Annotated in this window: 25 protein-coding genes and 1 pseudogene; 18 read left to right on the top strand and 8 right to left on the bottom strand. The window is 62.4% G+C overall.

The genetic code is table 11. The features are described from left to right. Positions 1 to 67 precede the first annotated feature (67 nt). The 3 genes from AC0L3X_RS27030 (at position 68) to AC0L3X_RS27020 (ending at position 1,724) form a co-directional block, all read left to right on the top strand. On the top strand, positions 68 to 376 hold the full coding sequence (locus AC0L3X_RS27030) for a hypothetical protein (RefSeq protein WP_473316996.1): 309 nt from the start codon (positions 68 to 70) through the stop codon (positions 374 to 376). 186 nt (positions 377 to 562) lie between these two features. Further along, entirely contained in the window at positions 563 to 859 is a 297-nt protein-coding gene (locus AC0L3X_RS27025) for a hypothetical protein (protein WP_085398388.1), read from the top strand. Positions 860 to 866: 7 nt separating this feature from the next. After that, on the top strand, positions 867 to 1,724 hold the full coding sequence (locus AC0L3X_RS27020; RefSeq protein ID WP_354100384.1) for an SDR family oxidoreductase: 858 nt from the start codon (positions 867 to 869) through the stop codon (positions 1,722 to 1,724). Between the two features lie 43 nt (positions 1,725 to 1,767). On the opposite strand, the gene AC0L3X_RS27015 is transcribed toward AC0L3X_RS27020, so the two are convergent. Then, positions 1,768 to 3,111 carry a DNA topoisomerase IB gene (locus AC0L3X_RS27015; protein ID WP_354100383.1) on the bottom strand — a complete coding sequence of 448 codons (1,344 nt, stop codon included), beginning with the start codon at positions 3,109 to 3,111 and terminating at the stop codon, positions 1,768 to 1,770. 1 nt (position 3,112) lies between these two features. Here AC0L3X_RS27015 and AC0L3X_RS27010 point away from each other — a divergent pair, with 1 nt between their 5' ends. The 12 genes from AC0L3X_RS27010 to AC0L3X_RS26955 all read left to right on the top strand — a co-directional run bounded on the left by AC0L3X_RS27010 (position 3,113) and on the right by AC0L3X_RS26955 (position 11,625). After that, on the top strand, positions 3,113 to 3,307 hold the full coding sequence (locus tag AC0L3X_RS27010) for a hypothetical protein (protein WP_354100382.1): 195 nt from the start codon (positions 3,113 to 3,115) through the stop codon (positions 3,305 to 3,307). A gap of 150 nt (positions 3,308 to 3,457) precedes the next feature. Beyond that, positions 3,458 to 3,700 (top strand): hypothetical protein, encoded by a 243-nt coding sequence (locus AC0L3X_RS27005; protein WP_354098531.1) that lies wholly within the window; start codon positions 3,458 to 3,460, stop codon positions 3,698 to 3,700. Between the two features lie 345 nt (positions 3,701 to 4,045). Next, positions 4,046 to 5,302: a hypothetical protein gene (locus AC0L3X_RS27000; RefSeq protein ID WP_473317002.1), complete on the top strand. Its 1,257-nt coding sequence runs from the start codon at positions 4,046 to 4,048 to the stop codon at positions 5,300 to 5,302. A gap of 96 nt (positions 5,303 to 5,398) precedes the next feature. Next, on the top strand, positions 5,399 to 5,632 hold the full coding sequence (locus AC0L3X_RS26995; RefSeq protein ID WP_085400172.1) for a hypothetical protein: 234 nt from the start codon (positions 5,399 to 5,401) through the stop codon (positions 5,630 to 5,632). A gap of 617 nt (positions 5,633 to 6,249) precedes the next feature. Continuing rightward, positions 6,250 to 7,446 (top strand): NADH-quinone oxidoreductase subunit D, encoded by a 1,197-nt coding sequence (locus AC0L3X_RS26990; protein WP_354100391.1) that lies wholly within the window; start codon positions 6,250 to 6,252, stop codon positions 7,444 to 7,446. A 174-nt stretch (positions 7,447 to 7,620) separates the two neighbouring features. Further along, the gene (locus AC0L3X_RS26985; protein ID WP_245344029.1) at positions 7,621 to 7,962 is read left to right on the top strand and encodes a hypothetical protein; all 342 of its coding nucleotides are present in this window, start codon (positions 7,621 to 7,623) and stop codon (positions 7,960 to 7,962) included. A 581-nt stretch (positions 7,963 to 8,543) separates the two neighbouring features. After that, positions 8,544 to 8,672 (top strand): hypothetical protein, encoded by a 129-nt coding sequence (locus tag AC0L3X_RS26980; RefSeq protein ID WP_434057391.1) that lies wholly within the window; start codon positions 8,544 to 8,546, stop codon positions 8,670 to 8,672. Between the two features lie 232 nt (positions 8,673 to 8,904). After that, the gene (locus tag AC0L3X_RS26975; protein ID WP_085400154.1) at positions 8,905 to 9,171 is read left to right on the top strand and encodes a hypothetical protein; all 267 of its coding nucleotides are present in this window, start codon (positions 8,905 to 8,907) and stop codon (positions 9,169 to 9,171) included. Positions 9,172 to 9,451: 280 nt separating this feature from the next. Then, entirely contained in the window at positions 9,452 to 9,682 is a 231-nt protein-coding gene (locus tag AC0L3X_RS26970) for a hypothetical protein (RefSeq protein ID WP_144030677.1), read from the top strand. Between the two features lie 218 nt (positions 9,683 to 9,900). Further along, the gene (locus AC0L3X_RS26965) at positions 9,901 to 10,125 is read left to right on the top strand and encodes a hypothetical protein (RefSeq protein WP_354098529.1); all 225 of its coding nucleotides are present in this window, start codon (positions 9,901 to 9,903) and stop codon (positions 10,123 to 10,125) included. A gap of 181 nt (positions 10,126 to 10,306) precedes the next feature. Then, complete coding sequence (locus AC0L3X_RS26960; RefSeq protein WP_354098528.1) at positions 10,307 to 11,059, top strand: outer membrane protein; 753 nt, start codon at positions 10,307 to 10,309, stop codon at positions 11,057 to 11,059. A 287-nt stretch (positions 11,060 to 11,346) separates the two neighbouring features. Then, a complete protein-coding gene (locus AC0L3X_RS26955; RefSeq protein WP_473316993.1) occupies positions 11,347 to 11,625 on the top strand; it encodes a response regulator in 279 nt (92 codons plus the stop codon). Positions 11,626 to 11,863: 238 nt separating this feature from the next. Here AC0L3X_RS26955 and AC0L3X_RS26950 read toward each other — a convergent pair whose 3' ends face one another. Next, on the bottom strand, positions 11,864 to 12,727 hold the full coding sequence (locus AC0L3X_RS26950) for a formate/nitrite transporter family protein (protein ID WP_085400148.1): 864 nt from the start codon (positions 12,725 to 12,727) through the stop codon (positions 11,864 to 11,866). 245 nt (positions 12,728 to 12,972) lie between these two features. Between AC0L3X_RS26950 and AC0L3X_RS26945 the strand changes: the two genes are divergently transcribed. From AC0L3X_RS26945 to AC0L3X_RS26935, 3 genes are all read left to right on the top strand, one after another. Further along, positions 12,973 to 13,182, top strand: a complete 210-nt coding sequence (locus AC0L3X_RS26945) for a hypothetical protein (RefSeq protein ID WP_085400169.1) — start codon at positions 12,973 to 12,975, stop codon at positions 13,180 to 13,182. A gap of 115 nt (positions 13,183 to 13,297) precedes the next feature. After that, positions 13,298 to 15,091, top strand: a complete 1,794-nt coding sequence (locus AC0L3X_RS26940) for an SDR family oxidoreductase (protein WP_354100381.1) — start codon at positions 13,298 to 13,300, stop codon at positions 15,089 to 15,091. Between the two features lie 125 nt (positions 15,092 to 15,216). Then, positions 15,217 to 15,456, top strand: coding sequence for a DUF6894 family protein (locus AC0L3X_RS26935; protein WP_085400147.1), 240 nt, complete (start codon positions 15,217 to 15,219; stop codon positions 15,454 to 15,456). A 54-nt stretch (positions 15,457 to 15,510) separates the two neighbouring features. Here AC0L3X_RS26935 and AC0L3X_RS26930 read toward each other — a convergent pair. From AC0L3X_RS26930 to AC0L3X_RS26905, 6 genes and pseudogenes are all read right to left on the bottom strand, one after another. Then, positions 15,511 to 17,915: pseudogene (locus tag AC0L3X_RS26930) on the bottom strand (membrane-bound PQQ-dependent dehydrogenase, glucose/quinate/shikimate family). 5 nt (positions 17,916 to 17,920) lie between these two features. Continuing rightward, entirely contained in the window at positions 17,921 to 18,298 is a 378-nt protein-coding gene (locus AC0L3X_RS26925) for a c-type cytochrome (RefSeq protein WP_085400145.1), read from the bottom strand. Positions 18,299 to 18,314: 16 nt separating this feature from the next. Next, positions 18,315 to 18,944, bottom strand: a complete 630-nt coding sequence (locus tag AC0L3X_RS26920) for a c-type cytochrome (protein WP_456679779.1) — start codon at positions 18,942 to 18,944, stop codon at positions 18,315 to 18,317. Beyond that, positions 18,941 to 19,780, bottom strand: a complete 840-nt coding sequence (locus tag AC0L3X_RS26915) for a substrate-binding domain-containing protein (RefSeq protein ID WP_354098526.1) — start codon at positions 19,778 to 19,780, stop codon at positions 18,941 to 18,943. The genes AC0L3X_RS26920 and AC0L3X_RS26915 overlap by 4 nt, the downstream gene beginning before the upstream one ends. After that, the gene (locus AC0L3X_RS26910) at positions 19,764 to 21,611 is read right to left on the bottom strand and encodes a PQQ-dependent dehydrogenase, methanol/ethanol family (RefSeq protein WP_456679780.1); all 1,848 of its coding nucleotides are present in this window, start codon (positions 21,609 to 21,611) and stop codon (positions 19,764 to 19,766) included. Before AC0L3X_RS26910 ends, AC0L3X_RS26915 begins: the two co-directional genes overlap by 17 nt. 107 nt (positions 21,612 to 21,718) lie before the next feature. Next, complete coding sequence (locus AC0L3X_RS26905; protein WP_085400138.1) at positions 21,719 to 22,510, bottom strand: GlcG/HbpS family heme-binding protein; 792 nt, start codon at positions 22,508 to 22,510, stop codon at positions 21,719 to 21,721. Positions 22,511 to 22,560 lie beyond the last annotated feature (50 nt).

The following is a 22,560-nucleotide window of genomic DNA, read 5'->3' as shown; positions in this document are numbered from 1 at the left end:
TGGCGCGCGAAGAGCTTGATCAGCCGAATTCAAGCCGAAACCCAAGCCCGTCGCCGGAGTCTGACGGATGGTGCGGCAGTCGCTGAACGTCGCATACTCGGATGGTAGTTCCCAGGTGTTGTGGGAGGACGGCGAGCGCGTGTTCAGGCGAGGCTGGCGACTGGACGACAATGGCAACCGGCTCGCCGTGCTGCTTGTTGCGCCTGCCGCCGACCGCCCGTCCCGGACGAGACTCGATCGCCTCACGCACGAATACGAGCTGAAAGATGAACTCGACGGGGCATGGGCTCGTGATAACCCGCAACCGGCGCTTCTGAGGTTGGTCAGCCGCCAGGCTGCGTTCGGTGCGTGGGCATTGCCTGCGCGTTACTACTGACGCCGTCTCATCCTCCCCCAAGCCTTCTTCGACTGCGAGCGCTACGTGTCGGAGCTGAAGCGGCAAAGGCTCAGGTTGTCAGCCAAGGTGATTGCGTAGCCCTCGATCGAATCAAGATGCACGCGGGCTAGGAACCGGGGCCCTGCCGGGTGGTTGTAAGGCGCCGTATGCCGAAAGGAGTCCCGGATGGAAAGCACCCTCATCGCAGAATTCGACACGCGCCGCGCGGCAGAGCTTGCCGTTGAGCACGTCGTGCAGGAATGCGGCATTCCCAGGGATGACGTGGTCGTGCGGCCGACGGGTGCCGCCAACACGGCCGGCGTGCGTCCGGCCGGCGCCGACGCGAAGGTCGCGCCGGAGCCGGAGCCGGGCCAGAAGCTCGACGGTCCGATCGAGGTGTCGGTCGATTTTCACGGTGGCGACTCGAAGCGCGTCGCGGACGCGTTGAAAGGCGTCGGCGCCAAGTCTGTCCAGACGAAGTGAGGCACGCATGTCCGACTACCCAAAGCCCCCTTTTCCCAGCCAGCGCCAGCCTGTGCCCGGCTCGACGGCGAAGATGGATCCACGTCCCGATCACGGCGAGACCAGCTACAAGGGCTCGGGGCGGCTTCAAGGCAGACGCGCTATCATAACCGGCGGCGACAGCGGCATCGGGCGCGCGGTCGCCATCGCATTTGCCCGGGAGGGTGCGGACGTTTTGATTGCGTACCTCAGCGAGACCGACGACGCGATGGAAGTCGCCGCCCTCGTCGAGAAGGAGGGACGTAAGGCCGTTCTGGTCGAGGGCGACCTACGCTCGGCGGACCATTGCCGCGCCGTGGCCGATCGCGCCGTTCGGGAGCTTGGCGGCATCGACATCCTTGTCAACAACGCCGCGCATCAGGCCACCTTCGCTGATATCGGCGACATCAGCGACGAGGAGTGGCGTCTCACCTTCGACGTGAACATCCATGCGATGTTCTTCCTCACCAAGACGGCTGTCCCGCATATGCAGCCCGGTAGCGCCATCATCAACACGGCGTCTGTCAACTCCGACATGCCCAACCCCATCCTGCTTGCCTATGCCACGACGAAAGGCGCCATTCAGAACTTCACCGGCGGGCTTGCGCAGATGCTGGCGGAGAAAGGCATCCGGGTGAATGCGGTGGCGCCCGGGCCGATATGGACGCCGCTCATTCCGTCGACAATGCCAGAGGAGGCGGTGAAGAACTTCGGCAAGCAGGTGCCGCTCAAGCGGGCCGGCCAGCCGGCGGAGCTCGCCACGGCCTATGTAATGCTCGCGGACCCGCTTTCGAGCTACACGTCGGGCACGACAGTCGCCGTCACCGGGGGCAAGCCGTTCATCTGAATGAGCGGCATCAGACGATGCAGCTGAGTCCGCAGCGTCGTGGTCAGGCCGCGGCTTTTAGGGTTCGCAGCCGCTTGTGCAGGAATGCGAGGACCATGATTTCGTCTGACGTCAGCTTGGCGTACTGCAGCCTGAAATTCTGCGCGATCTTCGTATCGAGCATCTCTACCAGATCGCCGGACATGTAGGCGCTCAGTATTTCCGGATGAACGTAGCTCTTCCGGCAAATCGCCGGTGTGTTGCCGAGCTGCTTTGCCACCTTCTCGATGGCGGCAATGATGTTCCGTTTCGCCTCCGCCTGAGTGTCGTACTTCTTGAATTCCGAGAGCGCGAGCGCTGCCAGCACCGTGCCGGCCCAGGTCCGGAAGTCCTTGGCGCTGAAGTCTTGTCCGGTGATGTCCTTGATGTAGCCGTTGACGTCGCCGGAATCGATCGTTCGGGACGACCTGTCGTCGTCAAGATATTTGAAGAGTTCGTGCCCGGGGATCTCTGCGCAGCACTTCACGATGGCCGCGATGCGCTTGTCCTCGACCTGCAGCTTCCACTGCCTTTTGGACTTGCCGGTGAAATCGAAGCGAAGCACCCCGCGCCCAATATCGACGTGTTTGCGTCGCATCGTCGTGAGTCCGTACGACTTGTTTTTCGCGGCGTATTCCACGTTGCCGACGCGAATAAGCGTCCTCTCCAGCAAACTTACGATTGTCGCGAGCACCTTCTCGCGGGGCAGACCCTCCAGCTTCAAATCCGCATTAACGCGGGCACGCAGGGCGGGCAGGGCCGCGGCGAACTCCATGATATGCTCGTATTTGGTCTGCTCGCGAAATTCCCGCCATTTCGGATGGTAGCGGTACTGCTTGCGTCCACGCGCATCGAGACCGGTCGCTTGGATGTGACCGTTCGGCGCGGGATAGATCCAGACGAATTCGTAGGCCGGGGGTATCCCGATCGACTTGATGCGGCGGACGACGGCAGGATCGGTGATCCGTTTTCCTTCCTTGTCGTAATAGGTAAAGGAAGTGCCTGACCGCTTTCGGCGGTAGCCGGGCACTGCATCGCTGACGTATCGCAAGCCTTCTTCCGCAATGGCGGCGGCGACCTCCGCGGTGCGGTCCTGGATGTCCTCATCCTTGTTGCTCTGCCTGAACATCATCGGTCCCAAGCGCCGCCTCGCCGAAATGCGCGGCATCACGAGAATAAGGAGCAAATCACAGGATTGGTTCCCTCGGCCGCAGCGCGCCAATGGTGGACTCACGATGGTCGCGCTCGCGGCCCTCGAGCTGACTGCCGGGCTGCTGGTGCCCTCTTCCGAGAGGCTGAATCGCGCAAGATCCTTCGCGAGGAACCATGTCGATTCGCCGCGGTTCTGCCCGCTGGCAACGGAGAGCATGATGGCAACAGTCGAGAATGAGAAACGGTCGCCTGATGATGCGCGGCGCTCCCGCAGTCCCTTGGCCTGGATGATTGGCGTGGCGTTTCTGGTCGTGCTGCTCGGCGTGCTGTTTCTTTACAAAGGTGGGGACAGCAAGACGGCCCCCGGCCCGAACACCCCCAACGTCGTCAATAACCCCGGCGGATCCAAATAGTCCGCATGGAGTGATGGCGCGATAAACCTAAAGCCGTCGGCCTCAAATCGGTCCGACCAGGCCCTCAGGCCTCGTTAGGAACGAACCTGAGGGCTTCGCTTTGGAAGCATGAAATCAGCCTCACCAGGAAGGACGAGCAGGATGAAATACTTGGCAGTGATCATCAGCGTGCTGTTCGGGAGCTCCCCGTTTGCACTCGCGCAGAGCAACAGCTCATCCGACGCGAACCGCACCTTGGCAAACTCCTCCAGCACCCAAGGCACGACCGGGACCAATGTGGGTGGCACCATTCAGACCAACCAAGGCAATAGCTTTGGCAACAGCGCCACAGGTGGCCAGGTTGGCGGAACAAGCCGGACGGGGCAGCCGTCCACCTCTCAGAAGGAAAGGTGAGGACGCGCCCGTTAGCGCGTCAGATCATGCCCACCAAGCGCGTGCATTGCGGAACTAAAACGCAAACCACGCCAATACCGCAATGATCGGAATGACCGCGACGCCGAAAATAATTAGAGGTGAAGGCTCGTTGCCGGTGCGATCGTCTCTCATGCAACCTTCCTCACAGCAGACCCCCAGTATTGCTGGATGCCGGCCTCGCTGATGTCCAACACGCTGTTCCACGCGCGGTATCAACGGCTCAAACCCTTCTTCGTTTCAGCGGAGTTTGCCGACGATTGGACCTCTGTTTCGAGCCTAGCGTTAACGACGAGGGAAACACCCGAGAGGCGTACCAAGAGAAGCATGGAGACCATTGAACAATTTCTGGAGAGGAAGTACCGCGAAATCCAGTTGACCAGCGATGGTCTGAGTGCTCCTCAACAGGTGTCCCGTCCGCGCGCGGTTGACGAGGTCATCGCGACGAAATTTCAGCTGACTGCTGCTCTGCGTGCGGAGCATGAACTCCAGGATTGGAACGCTACAGAGACGGCCTGGTCGACCGCGGCGCGCCCTGCCAGCGGGCAATTCCTATTCCAATACGACTACCAACGGGCGGATCTCTGCGTCAGCGGACCACCGGTCTACGAAGTCGGCTGTGCGAGCGAGACGGTTTACTCGGCCTCTGGCATGGGGGCGATCTCCGCGCTGCTGCTGGCCTCCGGGTTGATCTTTCCCAAAGCAGACATCCTGGTTCTGCCGGGCTCCTACGGGGAGACGCTCGAACTCGTCGAGCGCTTGCTCGCGCGCTATCGACTGGTCCGCTTGGCCTTGCCGCTGTCCGGGACGTTAGACCGAGGCGACGCACCTACAATTCTTCTCCTGGATTCATGCGTCCGCGCCGCCGCCTTTGACGCGGTGTTGCGCTGCGACGGTTCTGAGCTCGATCTGCTGGTGTTCGACACGACGTGCTTCGCCAGCAGCTCAGGCCGTATTCGGCGCGTCTTGCGTTGGGCGCGGCGGTGCCGAGTTCCCGTTGTCATGGTCCGCAGCCACAACAAGTTGGACACGCTCGGCGCCGAATACGGCAGGCTCGGCTCTTCGGTTTTCGTCAATTGGACCGCCGCCGATTCATCCCGCTCGATGATCGAGCGTTTGGCTGGGGAAACCCGCAACGCGGTCCGGCTTCTCGGGAGCGCGGCGCTCCCGGCGCATTTTCCGCCCTATGTGGGCAGCAAGGAGTATAGGGATCTGACGAGGGCGCGCATTGCAGCTATTCTGCGCAACGGCCGTCTTGCGGCCCGCATTCTCGCGCGCGAGCTCCCCGCGCGCTCGGCTGAGTTGCACTTCGTCCACGGTCTTTATGTCACGCTCTATTCCAGCCGGCCTCTCGATGAGCTGGGCGCGCGGCAGGCCGCCGAGGCGATGAGCGGTCATTTGCGCAACCGATACCCAATCCGTCACGCCGGCAGTTTTGGCTTTGACTTCGCTGCGACCGAGTGGTTTCGCGACGCCACTCAGGATCGATTCATCGTTCGGGTCGCAGTGCCCGATTTGCCGACACAATTGTGGACTGATCTTGTGAGGGCGATCGCCGTTTGGTGGAATGAAAACCATTGCTGACGAGCGTCCGTCAGGAACATGGGCGGCCCCGACCGGCTTGATCTGCCTGCTCGCGCGCTTTCGGACAGAAACCACAAACTCCCTTGGAGGTTTTTCATGTTCGTCTGGTACTCGATGTTGACGTTGGTGGTTGATGCCATGGAAGTCATCGACAAGGGTCTGCGGGCCGCTGCCCGCACCGGTGCAGCCGACGAGAAGTTCTTGATGGTTACGGAAGCGCGCGGTTCTGCACCGGCAAGCCGCGCCGTTTTCATTCGGGGCGACGACGGGCAGATCCTCGACTGTTACAGAAAAATCGTTGCCAGAAATCTGGAGCGCTCGGCGGAATAATCGCTCCCACAGGCGCCGCGCGCGGCGCCTGTGGGAGACTTGCTCCTGACGATAGAACCGATGGCCGACAAGACTGATTGACTTGACATGCGTTACAGACGCATGAGCCCTTGAGTCCCTGGCCCCCGAGCGGCTCCAGCCCAGGTGGTTTGTCCCGGCCTGGGGCCGTTCGTTCTCGTTCGGCCAGCATTGCGGGCAAGAGTATCTGCAAAGCAAAGCATCTGAAAAGGATGTCAGCCGGGACTGGGACGCCGATCCTCCGGCGTCCAGTCGAGATCGTCTCGGCAACAAGCGCGGACGATCGACAGCTCTGAGTTCAGCCATATGACCATGACTAACGCATGTTATTGGTGCGCGACTTGCGCCGTATTCATCACGCTGCTTCGCCCACCCGCGGCATGTCTGGCTGGAGCCAGCATGGCCGAACAAAGCGCGCGTCGAGAAGCGATCCGTCTGGCCCAAGCATGACGGCGAAGCCATACAGAAATTCCAGATCTATCGCTGGAAAACGCCGGCAGGTCGCAGGATTACCATCGCGGCTCGAGGCAAGCCATTAACCTGTGTGATCCCGCTTCGCGCGGATCGCCGTTAAGGTATCGGCTGCGATCGGAAGCATGATGCCAGAACAGTCCCCCAGCCTCAGAAACTTCACCATCAATTTCGGCCCCCAGCATCCCGCCGCACACGGCGTGTTGAGGCTCGTGCTCGAACTGGACGGTGAAGTCGTCGCGCGCGTCGATCCCCATATCGGCTTGCTGCATCGGGGCACCGAGAAGCTGATTGAGTCCAAGACTTATCTGCAGGCGATCCCGTATTTCGACCGGCTCGACTACGTCGCGCCCTTGACTCAGGAGCATGCCTTCTGCCTTGCCATTGAAAAACTCATCGGGCTCGAAGTACCGCGGCGAGGGCAGCTTATCAGGGTACTCTATCACGAAATCAGCCGCATCTTGTCGCACCTTCTCAACGTTACGACCCAGGCCATGGACGTCGGTGCGTTGACGCCGCCATTGTGGGGGTTCGAGGAGCGCGAGAAGCTGATGGTTTTCTATGAGCGCGCGTCCGGAAGCCGGATGCACGCCAACTACTATCGGCCCGGGGGCGTGCACCAGGATCTTCCGCCAAAGCTGATCGACGACATCGAGGCCTGGTGCGATCCATTTCTCCGTGTCGTTGACGATCTGGACCGGTTGCTCTCGCTCAATCGGATCTTCAAGGCGCGTAACGTGGATATCGGCCGAGTGACACTTCAGCAAGCCTGGGCTTGGGGGTTTTCGGGCGTTTTGGTGCGCGGTTCGGGCGCGGCCTGGGATTTGCGCAAGGCGCAGCCTTACGACTGCTACGCCGAGATGGATTTCGACATTCCGGTCGGGAAGAACGGCGACTGCTACGACCGCTATCTCATTCGCATGGAGGAGATGCGGCAGTCGGTGCGGATCATGAGACAGTGCATCGAGAAGCTGAAGTCGTCGGACGGCCGAGGCCCGGTGCTCGTGGAGGACAACAAGGTTGCGCCGCCCAGACGCAGCGAGATGAAGCGGTCCATGGAGGCGCTAATTCACCATTTCAAGCTATACACGGAGGGCTTTCACGTTCCTGCCGGCGAAGTCTACGTTGCAGTGGAAGCGCCGAAGGGCGAATTCGGTGTGTTCCTTGTCGCGGACGGGACAAACCGGCCATACAAGTGCAAGATCAGGTCGCCAGGTTTTGCCCACCTGCAGGCCATGGATTTTCTCTGCAGGGGTCATCTGCTTGCCGACGTCTCGGCTATCCTAGGCTCGCTCGATATCGTCTTCGGCGAGGTTGATCGCTGATCAGTCAGGCCTGCACAGACGGACCTCGACCTCCGTGATTTCATTGCATGGAACGTTGTTGAAGGCGACGCGCGGCATCCACGGCTGCGTCAGGCAATTAGGAAATGTGAATGTTCGCAGCAATCTGGCGGAGTATGATCGTCACTTGCAACAGATGCGTAACAAAGGGCGTCGATGACCGAGAACGCTGAACGATTGCGGGCAACCATGGAGATGGTGCTCGAGGAGACCTGCCGCGGAATGCCGAATGGCGGAGATCACGCCAGTCGCAGGATCGTCGCCGAGCGGCTGATCGAGGCGGCCCGGGCGGGGCATCGTACATTGGGAGAACTCAACATCGTTGCTCGCAAGACCGTTGTTGAATTGAGAGGCGGGGAAATCGTGACAGCATCGGCGCAAGGAGTGGACCGCGCCAACGGCGGTTCGGGCGCAGGTGCCGGAGGCGTGCGCAGGCAGCTCTCCGATGCGGCGCGCAGTGATCGCGCGTCGGGAGGTCCGGTTCGCCTTATGCTGTAGCAACTATGCGAGGTCAGCACGACGGGTGTTCCATGGCCGGTGAGCGAACCCGAACGGACCGCGGGCTTGGAACCGGATGGTGGAGGCCAGGTTGCCTCGCATTGATCAGAGGATCGGCATGGATCTAAAAGAAGCGTCCATAATGACCGAAGCATCAGGTCTTGTAGACGACCATATCGCCGGTGAGAGCGCGGGGCACAAGCCACCGTGCGGGGCGGAACCGACGTCGCGTTCGGCACGGCCTGATCCGGATTCCCGTCCCACAGCGGGATTGTCCGATCAGCTGCGGGAAATCGCCAGGGCAGCGCCGCTGCAGGCGGTGTTCGGTGCGTTCCTGCTGGGGGTCCTGATGGCCCGGCGTCGCTAGCGACCAGCAGCGGAGGGTGCGCGAGAAGATTGCCGGTAAGAACCCCGCAACCTCCGGGTCACTGTGAGGGGAGCAGCAGCGGCGGGGTAGGTCCGGTGGCCGGGCGACCCCGCGTCCGCTGTTCATCTGCACTTCTGCAGCTGCAACGCGCTCGAGAGCTTGAGATCCTCACTTCAAGTGCCCGAACGATACCACCCAGTATGGATTGGTCGTGATGACGAAGATCATCTTCAATGACTACAGAAGTCCTGCTGCCGAGCAGGCCTATGAGATCGCTTGGGACTTTCTGGCCCGCAGCGGAGCGATCCGCAATGATTTCGAGACGTGCGTATTCCTGGCGTAGCGTATCATGGTCGAAGAAGGCCTTACGAACCGGATTCGGATGGCCAATCGCGCGATTTTCGAACACCAGCACTATAGCGAGAACCTCGAAGCCATGCGGCAAGGCTTCCATCATTGAAGCAGCCGGTGCGGCCCGCGGTCCAACGGCACTGTTGCGATAGTAAAGTGCCTAAAAAGCTGCTGAACAGGAACCGTCGCATGTCCCTGCGGTTGCCCGGCAAAGGGAGCCGCCCATGAGTAGCATCAAGCCCGGTCATGTTCTTCTCATCGCAGCGTTGCTCGCCATGCTCGGCCTTGCGGTTTTTGGCATATTCTGGGCCTGGAATGCCACCAATGGCGTGGACGACGTGGCCATGGACGAGAATGGCTGGATCGCACTTGGTCTGGGCTCGTTCTTCTCGCTGGTCATCGGCTGCGGCCTGATGGCGCTGATGTTCTTCAGCAGCCGACGGGGCTATGACGAGGCGGCCGATCCTTTTCGAAGCAAGGAGCGAAAATAGTAATACATAGCGACCTTTCTGAGCGGGATGTTCGGCAGTGTTCCGCTCGCCCTTGCGCAGAGCAGTTCGGCAAGTAGCGGCAGGCCCACGAGCGTCTGTTGAAACAGCGAGCCCCTCGCGCCCGGCGGAGGGGATTAACCCTTGTTAATGCTCGGCGCCTCGAGGCTTCCTATCCTCGGCGCCTGCCCGCCTCGACGCTTAGCGGTTCATCATTGGCGTCGCGGGTAGATCCGAGACGGAGCTGGGTATGCCCGCGAAAGCACGACGGGCGGAGGACGTGATGATGATCAGTGAAGAGTTCAACGCGCGGACAATTTCGAACATGGACGTGGCGTTAGAGCGGGCCTGCAAGTCGATGCCGAATCTCTTGGCCGAGCATCCCGCCCGGAAGTACGTGGCCGAAAGGATCGTCGAGTGCGCAAAGACCCATACGCAGACACTGGGCGGATTGACAGAGGCGGGGCGCCGCGCTGTGGCCGAGCTTGCTGCGAAGATCGTGAAAGCGGACTGATTGTCTGCTACAGGCTTTTCGCCTTATGAAATGCCTCGACGTTGACCTCGATGTTGCGAAGTTATTCGGGATGGCTGGAGCCCGGTAGGCTCGCCATACTGTCGCGGAGCGTGTCTCGTTGAACCCGGTTAATGTGCACCCGTTGAAGTCGTGGCGGAGTCCGCGCGGGCGCCCCATTATTTCCAGCGGATGTCCGACCCTGTGAGCTTCAGCAGCCTATGATCATTGACAGCGGAAAGGCCGATGAAATGCAGATGACTCTGGAAGAGGCATTTGCGCGGCTGCCGAACGCTTACCGCACCGAGCAGGTCAGGGAAGACATTGCTCGCGTGGTCGTCAGCGATCCCGACAATCACCGACACACGGCAATGCAGTTCGTGCTGGAGGTGATATTCACGATCGACCGTGCGACGGATCGGCTCGCAGGCCTGAAATCCCGTTAGGGCTTTCAAACCGTTGGGTTGATTGTTCTCAGTGGAACCCAAGCGCTTAACCTGGATCAACAACTTTGGCGGGCCTTCGCCAGTGTTGCAGCCTCGCTACAGCAGCGATGAGCGGCGAGCATTAATTTCGCGCAGCATGCGGCAACAGGCCGTATTTTCACGCTCCTTTGGGGACACTCATATGATGAAACTTCTCATGACTGCGGCCGGGGCACTGGCCCTCGGGCTTTCGACTCCGGTCAGCGCGGCCGATCTGGCGGCCCGCCCCTACACCAAGGCGCCTCCAGCGGCTGTCGCAACCGTCTACGATTGGAGCGGCTTCTACATTGGCGCCAATGGTGGCTGGGGCTCGAGCCGTAACGACTGGGATTCGGTTGCACCATTCCTGGTCGGTCCCGAGGGATCACACGACGCTTCCGGCGGCGTTGCCGGTGGTCAGGTTGGTTATCGATGGCAGACGGGCACCTGGGTGTTCGGACTCGAAGCGCAGGGCAACTGGGCCGACCTGCGAGGCAGCAACCTGAGCACCTTGTTCGGACCCGGTTTCCGAAATGATTCGCGCATCGACGCGTTCGGTCTTTTCACAGGTCAACTCGGCTGGGCCACCAACAACGTTCTGTTCTACGTAAAGGGCGGTGCGGCTGTGACCGACAATCGGAATCGGATCTACTCGACCGCAACCGGCGTTGAACTGGCTCGCACCGGCAACGATACCCGTTGGGGTGGCACGGTCGGCGCCGGTCTTGAATACGGATTCTCGCCCGGCTGGTCGGTTGGCGTCGAATACGATCACTTGTTCATGCAGGATCGGACGCTCGACTTCACGACCCCCGCTGGCGTGGCGTTTGGGTCGGATCGCATCCGTCAGGACGTCGATCTCGTCACGGTTCGTCTCAACTATAAGTTCGGCGGCGCTTTCACCGGACGGTACTGAACCGCTTAGCTTCTGGTTCCAGTGTACTCGCCCCGGCCGCATTGCGGCCGGGTTTTTTTTTGCCCTTCCCGCGTGGCACGGCTCGCGCTCTGGCTTCGACAGCTCGCTTCGGTCCGGGTCACGTGCGTGGCGCGGAGCCGTTGAGAGTGATCCGGTGCAGCTTGCAGGTCGTTGATGAGGAGGTCGTTCTCGATGTGAGCGCCCAAAGCGTTCTCTGGCAGGCGGTGACAGGTCCCGTCTCGCGGAACATCGACACGAATGAAGCGTTTGAACCCTGAGGTGTTGATATGCAGCACACGGTGCTTCTTGTGGATGACGACGCGAGCGTGCGCGAGGTGATCGCGGGCATGCTGGAAGATCTCGGCTGTTCGGTGGTCTGCGCCGAGAGCGGGGTCGATGCGCTCGACCAGCTCGCGTCCAACGACCGGATCTCAATTCTGATCACGGACATCAATATGCCTTCCATGGTGGGCATGAGCTGGCGTACCGCGCGACTCGCCTGCGGCCCGCGCTCAAGGTCCTGCAGTTATCCGGGCGCGAGCGAAGGCGGGACGATTTTCCGTTGATCAGAAAGCCTTTCTCCGAGGAAGATCTGGCCCGCGTCATGCAGTTGACGACCGGGGCTTGCTGAGGCGTCACCAGTGACCGGTGGCGGCGAAAAATCGTCGCGGCCTGCCCGAGGAACGATTTGCTTCTTCGCCCTTCACCACTCGGGACCAGGACAATGCACAGTTAGCCGCTGTCGATCCGGTACGCCGCCGGCCGACCGCTTGTCCCTTCCGGCGACTCGTGGGAACGCGTTCTCTACTGTGCGGCCTTGTCGAGTTCTGCGGCGACCTGACCGTAATTCAACAGTGCAACCAATGTCGTTCCGCCCAGGATGTTGCCCAGCAACGTCGGCAGGAAAAAATCATAGCCGTATTGGGCAATCGAAGCTTGCCCACGCAGCACCAGATAGGCGCATTCGACCGAGCCTGCAACGATATGCGAAAACCCGCCGAGCGCGACGACGTAGGTCATGATCACGATAACATGCACCCGCGATCCCTTTGTCGCCGGCAGAAGCCACATCATCAGCGCAATGAGCCAACCGGCGAACACGGCTCGGACGAAAGTCGCCGAAAAGGTGCCATCGAGCGTATGACGGCCGAGCTCCAGAAATGCGTCCGTAACCTCTGGCCTGAAGATATTCGCGCGTGCGAGCCCGTATCCGATCGCCCATGTGCCCGCGATATTCGAGACCAGCACCAGCCCCCACAGCTTGAGCACCTTGATCAGTATGCCGAGGTTTCGGTGATGCAGCAAAGGCAGAATGGGAGTGAGCGTGTTCTCCGTGAAGAGCTGCTGGCGCCCCAGAACGACGACGAGGAAGCCCACGGTGTAGCCCAGCGGCGCGACCAGCCGCTGCGCGGTCTGATCGGAAAGCGCCGCGTGAAATTCTCCCTGGACAACCAGCGACAGACCGATCGACAAGCCGGCTGCAAGACCCGACATGAGGATGGCCCACCAATGCCGTTCGAGCTCCTGCTCGCCTTCCGCGCGGATCGTCTCGTGGATAAGCGCCGCACTCGGCCTGCTCTGGGACTCGATTTCGGCGGTCTGGCGTGGCGAGATTCCGTCGAGCTCCGAGGCTGGGCTGAATGATTGCGGTTCGTTCGGGTTGTCCACGTTCTGCGCTCAGGGGAATCTCGTCCTACAGCTTCAAAGCGCCCGAAGGTGATCGGTTCCTGACACGCGGCCGTTCATCGCCGGTCGTAGACCAGCGCCATCCGATCGGCATTCGACGCGCATGTAAGTCGGTGATTCTTTCCTGATTCTGTACCACTGGTTCACTTATGCGAATGCGCGCGCTCTCGGTTGGTGCAACTTTCACTGACAACGAGAGGGCGTCGAGCGTAGCCAGGAGACGTACAGTGACAGAAGTCAAACGGCGCAATGGTCTCAAGCATACCCAGACACTGAAAGAGCGACTGCTGGAATCTGCCAAGCAGACGCGGACGTTGGCGCTGCAAATGGCGCCGTGCAGGGAGCGTGAAAATCTGATCCGCGAGGCCCGCCTGGCTGAAACCACGGCAGTCTTGGAGGAATGGATGCGTTCGCCCGGCCTGCGCTCGCCGGATTAGCGCCGCCGCGGTTCGCATCAGTAGGCCAGTGCGTCCCGCGGCGACGTTGATGAAGCACTGCTAGGAACGACCGGTGCTGCGGGGGTTTGAGCACGGTCTCAAAATGGAGCCGCTCATGCAAAGTTCCGATGGCGTTTTGTCAAGCGCCAGCCTGGCTCGGGTCACAGACCAAATCTGGATTGTAGATGACAAGCCAATCAATGCCGCCGGTCTGGAGCTGCCCGTCCGCATGGTCGTCGTCCGGCTGTCCAACGGTGATCTCGTGCTGCATTCGCCGGTGCGATATTCCTCCGACCTCCGTCATCAGCTGGAGCGCTTGGGTGCGATAAGATATCTGCTGGCGCCCAATATCGCGCACTGGATGTTCCTGTCCGAGTGGCAACGGGAACTGCCGCAAGCAAAGACATTCGCCGCCCGCGGCCTTTCGGCTCGCAGGCAAGTTCGCGCGGCGGGCATCCGCATCGACCGCGAACTGGGAGAGGTTACGCCGGAGGAATGGACCGCTGACCTGGAGACGGTGGCGGTGGATGCCCCGATGTTCTGCGAGATCGAGCTGTTCGACAAGCGCAGCCGAACGCTGATCCTGACGGATCTCGTGCAGAACCTCGATCCTGACCATCTCAGCGCGCCGAACGAGCTAGCTGCGAACCTGCTTGGCATCTCGAGGCCGGACGGCAAGGCGCCGGTCTACCTTCGTCTTCTGTTGCGCCTCGGTGGTCGTTCGGTTCGGGCCGCCGCTGAGCGGATGGTGAGCCTGGCGCCGGAGAGGGTGATTTTCGCGCATGGCGACTGGTTCCAGATAGATGGGACCGAGCGTCTGCGGCAATCGTTGCGCTGGGTTGTTCCTGCGGATGCCGCGAGGCGCGAACATGGACAGATGACCGGCACGCGTGTCGTCATCACCGGCGCCTCAAGTGGCATCGGCCGTGCAACCGCACTTGCGTTTGCTCGCAGAGGTGCAAGCGTGATCGTGGCGGCACGCCGGGGGGAGGTCCTGACGCGGCTTGCTGCTGAATGCGAGGCGCTGGGCAGCCGCGCATTGGCCATCCCGACCGATGTCACCGATGCCGAGGCAGTGCGCCGATTGGCCAAGCAGGCCGAAGACTCCTTCGGCGGCATCGACGTCTGGATTAACAACGCCGGCACCGGCGTTTTCGGGGCCTTCCAGGATGCGGATATCGCGCTTCATCGCCGGACCGTCGAGGTCAATCTCCTTGGCACCATGCATGGCGCCTTCGCGGTGCTGCCGATCTTCCTGCGCCAGAAGCGCGGTATCCTGATCAACAACATCTCGCTGGGCGGTTGGGCGCCGACGCCGTTCGCTGCGGCCTACACTGCGAGCAAGTTTGGTCTGCGCGGCTTTACCGCAAGCCTGCGCCAGGAGCTCCGCGGGCATCCCAATATCCATGTCTGCGGCGTCTTTCCTGCCATGGTCGATACGCCGGGCTTCGTCCACGGCGCCAACATGTCCGGGCGGACGCTCGATCCGGGTCCGCTGCTCTACCAGTCCGATGACGTCGCTCAAACATTTGTTCGCCTCGTACGTGCGCCTCGCGACGAGGTCGCGGTCGGCTGGCCTGCACGTGCAGGTCAAGTCGCCTATGCGATCGCTCCGGAGGTCACCGAGAATGTCGTGGGAGCAGCGTTCCACTTCCTGCTGTCGCGCGCGCGCCCCGCCAAGAGCAGCGAAGGCACCATGATGGATGCCGGTCCGCAAGGCAGATCGCTCGATGGCGGTTGGCTGGCGCGGAAGCAACTTCCGCCGGCCGGCGTGATCAGCAAGGGGATCGCGGTGCTCGGGATTGCGACCTGCATCGCCGTCGCCGCCTCGCAGGCTTTTGGCGGATCCCGAAGGAAGGCGCGGGTGAGGCGGCGCAGGGCCTCGTCCGGTGAGCCGAAGCGGACATGACAGATCGGCGCTTTCCTCGAAGACTACCGGCGCCGGCCGTGGCACGAGAAAGTGCCTTCGCGTGATCTAACTTGCTCCCTGGCACGTATCTTCCAGGGTAAAATCAAGCCGGTGGGAGATCGCGTATGACGCGGTACTATTTTCATGTTCTGGACGGCACCGCTGTCGCAGATGAGATCGGTGAAGAGTTTTCTGACATTCATGCGGCCAAGGCCGAAGCCGTCAAACTGGCCAGCGGCATACTCGCCGACGGGCTTGGGGAGACGTTTTGGCAGGGGCACCCTTGGCAGATCGTTGTCCGTGACAGCGCCTCGCCCGAACGTGGTCGTATCTTTTTCTCGCTGACCTTATCCGCCCAAGAGTAAGTGGTTGACGAAGACTTGTTCAATCACGGAGAAGGCTGACGGTCGGATCATCGCTCAACGTCGTGAAGACAGCGCATAAGCGCGGACATAGTCGCCGAGCTTGGTGCCGAACGAGCCGTGGCCGCCGTCCACCGTGACAACGTACTACCTGCCGCCGGCCTCGTAGGTCATCGGCGTCGACTGGCCGCCGGCGGGGAGGCGATCCTGCCAGAGTTGCCGGCCATCGCGGACATCGAACGCCCTGATGTAGTCATCCATCGTTCCCGTGATGAAGATGACGCCGCCCGCCGTCACGATCGGCCCGCCCAGCATGGGAACGCCCAGCTTGAACGGCAGCGGCAGCGGCGCCTGATCGCGGATCGTGCCGATGCGGTGCTGCCACACCACCTTGTGCGTCCTGAGATCGATGGCGGCGATATTGCCCCAGGGCGGTGCGAGGCAGGGAATGCCGAGCGGTGAAAGGAAAATGCCGAGATCGACGCCGTATGGCGCACCGTACATCGGCTGCACCCCGAGCTCCGTGCCCGGCGGATGCGCAGCGTTCGGCGCGGCCGGATTGTCTTTTCCGCGTGGCACCAGGCGCGAGATGAAGGGAATGGATTGAGGATTGGCGATGGCAATCTGACGCTTGGGATCGATGGCAATGCCGCCCCATTCGAACATGCCGAAATCACCGGGGAACACCAGCGTGCCCTGTTCGGACGGCGGCGTGAACGGGCCCTCGTAGCGCAGGCGTTTGAACTTGATGCGGCAGACCAGCTGGTCGAACATCGTGCTGCCCCACATCTGCGCATCCGTCAGCATGGCGCGGGGATGGAAGCTCAGATCGGAGAACGGCTGGGTCGGGGAAAGGCGGTCGCCGGGCGCGGCGCCTTGCGGCACCGGCTTCTCCGGCGCCGGCACCAGTTGATGTCCGTCGCGCCGGTCGAGCACGAAGATGTCGCCGGTCTTGGCCGGGATGTAGATCGCCGCCGTGACGCCGTTATTCGATCGCAGATCGAGCAAGCTCGGCTGCGAGGGCATGTCCATATCCCAGAGATCGTGGTGCACGTTCTGGAACGACCAGCGCAGTTTTCCGGTCAGATATCGAGCGCCACCAGCGCCGAATCGTAACGCTCTTTTTCGGGCGAACGACCGCCGCCCCAGATGTCCGGCGAGCTTGAGCCGAGCGGGACGTAGACGAGGCCCAGATTCTCGTCGATCGCCGAGATGCTCCAGGAATTCGGCGATCCCGCGGTGAAATGATGCGAGGCCGAGGGCATCTCGTTCGGGTCGGGATTGCCGGCGTCGAAGGCCCAGATCAACCGTCCGGAATAGATGTCAAAGCCGCGGATCACGCCTGATGGCACTCGGTCGGAATAATTGTCGATCACCGCGCCGCCGACGATCAGAACTTTGTCGGTCACGACGGGCGGCGAGGTGCCCTCGTAGAAACCGAGCGTCTGGATCTCGCTGCCCTCCTTGAGTTCGATCTGCCCGTGTTGGCCGAAACTCTCGCAGGGCTTGCCGCTCTGCGCATCCAGCGCGAACATCCATCCATCGTTGGTGGGAAGGAAAATGCGCTCCGCGCATTCGGCCGGAGCCGGCGTGCCATCGACCGTCGCTGCGCCGGGCTGGGTGGCGTGATAGGCCACGCCGCGGCAGGTCATGTGTTGGAAGGCCTTGTTGTGCTGGACCTGCGGATCGAACTTCCAGCGCAATTTCCCGGTGGCGGCTTCGAGCGCGAACACGATCTGGTGCGGCGAGCAGGTGTAGAGCAGATCGCCCACCTTGAGCGGCGTCGCCTGGTTGGTGATCTCGTCGGGATCATCCGGACCCTTGTGATCGTCGGTGCGGAATTCCCAAGCGAGCTTCAGGTTCTTGACGTTGTCCGCAGTGATCTCGCTCAGCGACGAATAGCGCGTGCCAAAGGCGCTGCCGCCATAGGCGGTCCAGTTCTCGCCAGCCGAGGTGGCGGCCGGCTCGGCGGCGATCGCGCCCGTTGTCTCGCTCGCCACCAATGTGCCGGCGAGGGCGTGCCGATCGCTGGTCAGGGAGACGGCCAGCACGGCGATGGCAGCGATCAGGACGACGCCGAGGGCGCGTCGCGCGATACGCCAGCGCGGGCCCAGATGGGCAGCAACGAACGGCAACATCAGCGATATGCCCAGGGGCACCAGCACATCGCCGCGCGGCGCCAGTGTCCAGAAATCGAGGCCGGCTTCCCAGATCGCCCACACCATCGTGCCGAGCAGCAGCGCCGCATAGACCCAGAGCGCCTCGGCGCGGCGGATCGCGAGCAGCCAGCTCGTGAGCAGCAGCATGGCGCCGGCGATCAGATAATACACCGAGCCGCCGAGCACGGCGAGCCAGGCTCCGCCGCCGGCAAGTGCAAGGCCCATGACCGCGACAACCACAACGGTGATGGCCAGCCACGGCGCGCTTCGAAACCAGTTTGTCGAACGATGGGTCGGAGTCATCTTGGCTACTTCAATGTATAGAGGAACGCCGCGATGTCGCGCGCGTCCTTCTGCGGGATGTTCATTTTCGGCATCGCGTTGCCGGGCAACGCGCGCTGCGGATCTTCGATCCAGTCAGCCATGTTGTCCGGCGAGTTCTGGATGTAGCCGGCAATGTAGGTCCGGGTGCCGACGCGATGCAGGGGCGGACCGACATTGCCTTCGGCTCCGGCGATGCCCGGAATATCGTGACAGCCGCCGCATTGATACTGCTTGACCAGGTCGGCGCCACGACGCGCGTCGCCCATGAAATTGTCCGGACCCGCAGCCTTGCCTTGCTCGCATGAAGCGGTCGCCAGGGCCAGCAGCGCGGCAATGAGCAATCGTGCGATCGGGCTTATCATCGGCGTCTCCGTCCAGTCAGGGCTTCTGGCCGAAATTGAAGTTCTTGGTCGCGGACCACGGATCTGTCGTCGAGACCTGTTCGGTCGGGACCTGTTCGACCTCGGGCGACAGCGGGTTTGTCGAAAAGGTTCGGCCCCATTGCCGGTTCGGCTCGTTGCTGAGCTTGCCGATATAAGTGACGAGATCCCAGATCACGCTGTCGGGCAGCACGCCGCCCCAGGCCGGCATTCCGTTCGGCCGTCCCTGGTAGATCGAAAGATAGATGTTCTCGGGCTGTGCTCCGTAGATGAAGGTGCTGTTGCTCAGTGCGGGCCCCATGCCGCCGCCGCCATTGGGGGCGTGGCAGCCGACGCAATTGAAATTGACGTAGTAGGTCATCCCGCGCTGCTCTGCATTCGGGTCGCCTTGCACGGGGTTCTTGATCTGCGGCGGGTCCGGCTGGGCGCCGGGATGGAGGTGGCTGAGCGGCACCTGCATGAAAACACCCGGCCCGCCCTTGCCGACGCTGCCGCCGAAATTGGGACGCGGCCCCGGTGCCGGCTGTTGCGCCTCCTGGGATTGCGGCAGGGTCTGCTGCGCGACTGCCCCACCGTTCGGTGTAGCCAACAGCAGTAGCGACAGGATACTTGCGCGCAACGACATCATTGGCCTCCTCCCGATGCCGTGACGGGCATATCGACCAGAGGCACGCCGTAGCTGCGCAGCAAGGCGTTGACCGCGGATCGGTGCTCGTCGATGAAGGCGTCGAGCCGGTCGCGCAGGGCGTGGTCGCCTTTGCGCACGCCCATCGCGATGGCGAACTGGAATTGCTGAGGCGCAAAGCGCTCGGTGTCGCGGATCGGCGTCACCGTCAGCGGCACCAGGGAGTGCTGCGCGAAGTAGCCCGCCAGCGGCCCCCAGGCGGCGGCGACATCGATGTCGCCGCTTTCGACCGCCTCGATCAGGCGCGCCGGCGGATTGGGCTTGCGATAATCGCCGTAGATGGAGTAGCCACGCACATTATCGACGATGCCCTGGTCGCCGAGGGCCTGCGCGGGCGGCGGATTGTTGCCGTCGTCGCCGATCAGATGCACGCCGATCGCCAGATGATGCAGGCGCGGGTCGATCAAAGAGGAGAGATCGAGCTGGCGGTCCTGGCGGGTGACGAAGACATAGGTCGAGCGATAATAGGGCTTGGTCGTCTCCACGAGATCATAGCCGGCGGGCACGCCCATCACCACGTCGCATTTGTCTGCCTTCAACGTGTTGCGGATGAAGCCGCGCCGCTGCGCCCACCAGGTGTAGGAGACCTTCTCGCTGAAATGGGCGGCCACCAAGGTGGCGAGCTTGTTCTCGAATCCCGCCTCGGCGCTGTTCGAGAACGGCAGGTTGTTCGGATCGGCGCAGACCCGAAGCGCGCCGTCAGCGGTTGCCGCTGCCGTCGTCGCGAGCGACAGAACAACGCCGGCAAGGATGGCAGCACGGCTATTTCGAAGGCGCATGGCTGTTGTCCTCACTATTCGCGCCGCCGAGCTTGAACACCAGCAGTTCGCTCCCGCCCGCGGTATAGAACGGCAGGTCCTGCGTGGCGCCGGTGAAACCCAGCGCGCCGTTGCGCACGCGCGGGTCGACCTCGGCATTGGCGACGACTCCCGGCCAGCCGCCCACGCCCGACAGGATCGCGATGTATTGCTGTCCGTCGGAGCCGCGATAGGAAATCGGCTGGCCGATGAATCCGGAGCCGGCGCGGAATTGCCAGAGAACATGACCATCCTTGGCATCCACCGCCTTGAACAGGCGATCCATGGTGCCATAGAAGGCGACGTCGCCGGCGGTTACCAGCGCACCGCTCCAGACCGGCAGCTTCTCATGGATCTCCCAGACCTTCTTGCGCGTAACAGGATCCCACGCCATGAACTCGCCGCGGTGTCCGCCGGGACCCGCGTACATGTCCACGTCGGCGCCGATATAGGGAGTGCCTGCGATGTAGCCGACCTGCGATGCCCTAAAGTTCATGCAGAGATGCTGATGCGGTACGTAGAGCAGCTTGGTGCGCGGCGACCATGCGGTCGGTTGCCAGTCCTTGGCACCCGGCGCGGCCGGACAGATATTCTCGACCGTCTTGCCGACCAGCGGCGTCTTCTCCTCGTTCGGGATAATCTTGCCGGTCTTCAGGTCGACGCCTTTGTAGCTGTTGACGAACTCATATGCGTCCGCCGAGATCACTTCGCCGGTGGCGCGATCCATCACATACATATAGCCGTTGCGGCCCGGGTGGATGAGAACCTTGCGCGTCTGTCCATTGAGCTCGAGGTCGACGAGCACATTCTCGTTGATCTCGTCATGGTCGAACAGATCGTGCGGATTGATCTGGTAGGCCCATTTGGCGCGGCCGGTGTCGGGATCGCGCGCGAAGATCGTCGTGCTCCAGAGATTGTCGCCGCTGCGCTGGTTGGCATTCCATGGGCTCGGATTCGCCGTGCCGTAGTAGATCAAATTGAGTTCGGCATCGTAGGAGATCCATCCCCACATCGTGCCGCCGCCGACCTGCCAGCGGTCGGCGGGCCACGTCTTCACGCCGAGATCCTGGCCCCTGAGATTGTCGTAGAACGGTTTGAAGTCGTCGCCGATCAGAACGTCCTTGTCCGGGCCGGTCGCATAGGCGCGCCACGCGATGGCGCCGTTGTTTTCATCGAGCGCGGTGACCCAGCCGCGCACACCGAGCTCGCCGCCACTGTTGCCGACGAGCACCTTACCCTTGACCACCACGGGCGCCATCGTGATGGTCTCGCCCTTGTTGATCTCCCCGAGCTTGGTGTGCCACAGCTCCTTGCCGGTCCTGGCGTCGATCGCGACGGTGTGGTCGTCAAGCGTATTCAGGAATATCTTGCCGTTGTCGAACGCGAGCCCGCGGTTGACCACGTCGCAGCAGGCGACCCCCGCGGCTGCTGGCTCGGGCTTCGGTGCGTAGGACCACTTCAACTCGCCGGTGGTGGCATCGAGCGCGAACACGCGGTTGGGGTAGGGACCGGCATAGGGACTGACCACATACATGGTGCCGTCGACCACCAGCGGCGCCGCTTCCTGGCCGCGGTCGACGCCCACCGAGAACGTCCAGGCAAGCTGGAGACGCGACGCGTTGGACGCATTGATCTGGTCGAGCTCGCTGTAGCGGGTGTTGGCGTAGTCGCGCGCCGCCATCGGCCACTGGCCGGGGTCTTTCATGCGACCGGCCAGATCGCTCTGGGCCGAGGCCGCTGACATCAAGCAGCAGCAAGCGCAAAGGACGGCTGGAATTCCGGCGAGCAGACGCGTGAGACCACGCACTAACATAGGTAAAGATCTCCACGGCAGTGATGGGGCCGTGCGGCGTTGCAGGCCGGTTCGCGAACGTACAAACGCTGCGCCTCGGCTTGGTTCCAAAGAGCCGCCCGCGGCGGCTATCGCACCACGTTCCCTGAAACGCCGGCGCCGAGATCGACCCCGATCTGATCTTCCTTGCCGTTGCACTTGGGATGGCCAAATCCAGAAGGACTTTTGCCGTCCGGGCCGATGTCGTAGATAATCGCGTCCTTCATGTTGGGGCTGACGCCGGCCGGCACGTGGTCGAGCCCGAGCTGGTGACGCACGCGCCAGGCCACGTTGTGATCCGCGCAGGAGCTGTCGCCGCTGACGCCCAGTGCGCCCGCGATGCCGTTGCCGTCATAGAGCGCCAGCCCGCCTCCAAACACGATCGTGCCACCCACCGGCTTGCCCACCATGGGATCGTGCGCCGTGCCGAATTCCTCCGGTGCTCCCGCGTACAAGGCCTCCTGCGACGGAGGATTGCCGAGGGCTGCGCCGAACAGGAACCCGCCGGGTTGAGCGCCGGCATAGAGATTGGCCGTTGCCATCGCCTTGTCCTTAAGGCTGAACGCATTGGCGGTGTTGGCCTTCTCGGCTGCGATGGCCCGACTGCCGAGCCATTGGTCGTCGAGCTTGCCGCCACTATAGGCGACGGCGCAGACGATGCCCTGCCTGTTGACGACGGCAGCCCACTCGTTGTTGTCCAGGCCTCCGTTGCTGGGGCCTCCGCCCGGCTTCACGTTCTTCTTGAGCGTGTCGGCGAGCTGATCATGGTCGATCGGACAGGACAGCGCGGGATGGGGCTGGTCCTGAGCCAGGGAGCCGATCGGCAGCGAAGATGCCGCGGTCGCGAATGCAGCTGCCGCCATGACGGAGAGTTTACCCATATTGCCTCCGGTGATCTGACATTTTGCAGGCGAACGTCGGACCCGAACCT

This window comes from Bradyrhizobium sp. MI1.7 (assembly GCF_055811795.1).
This window is presented reverse-complemented; position numbering and strand designations above follow the sequence as displayed.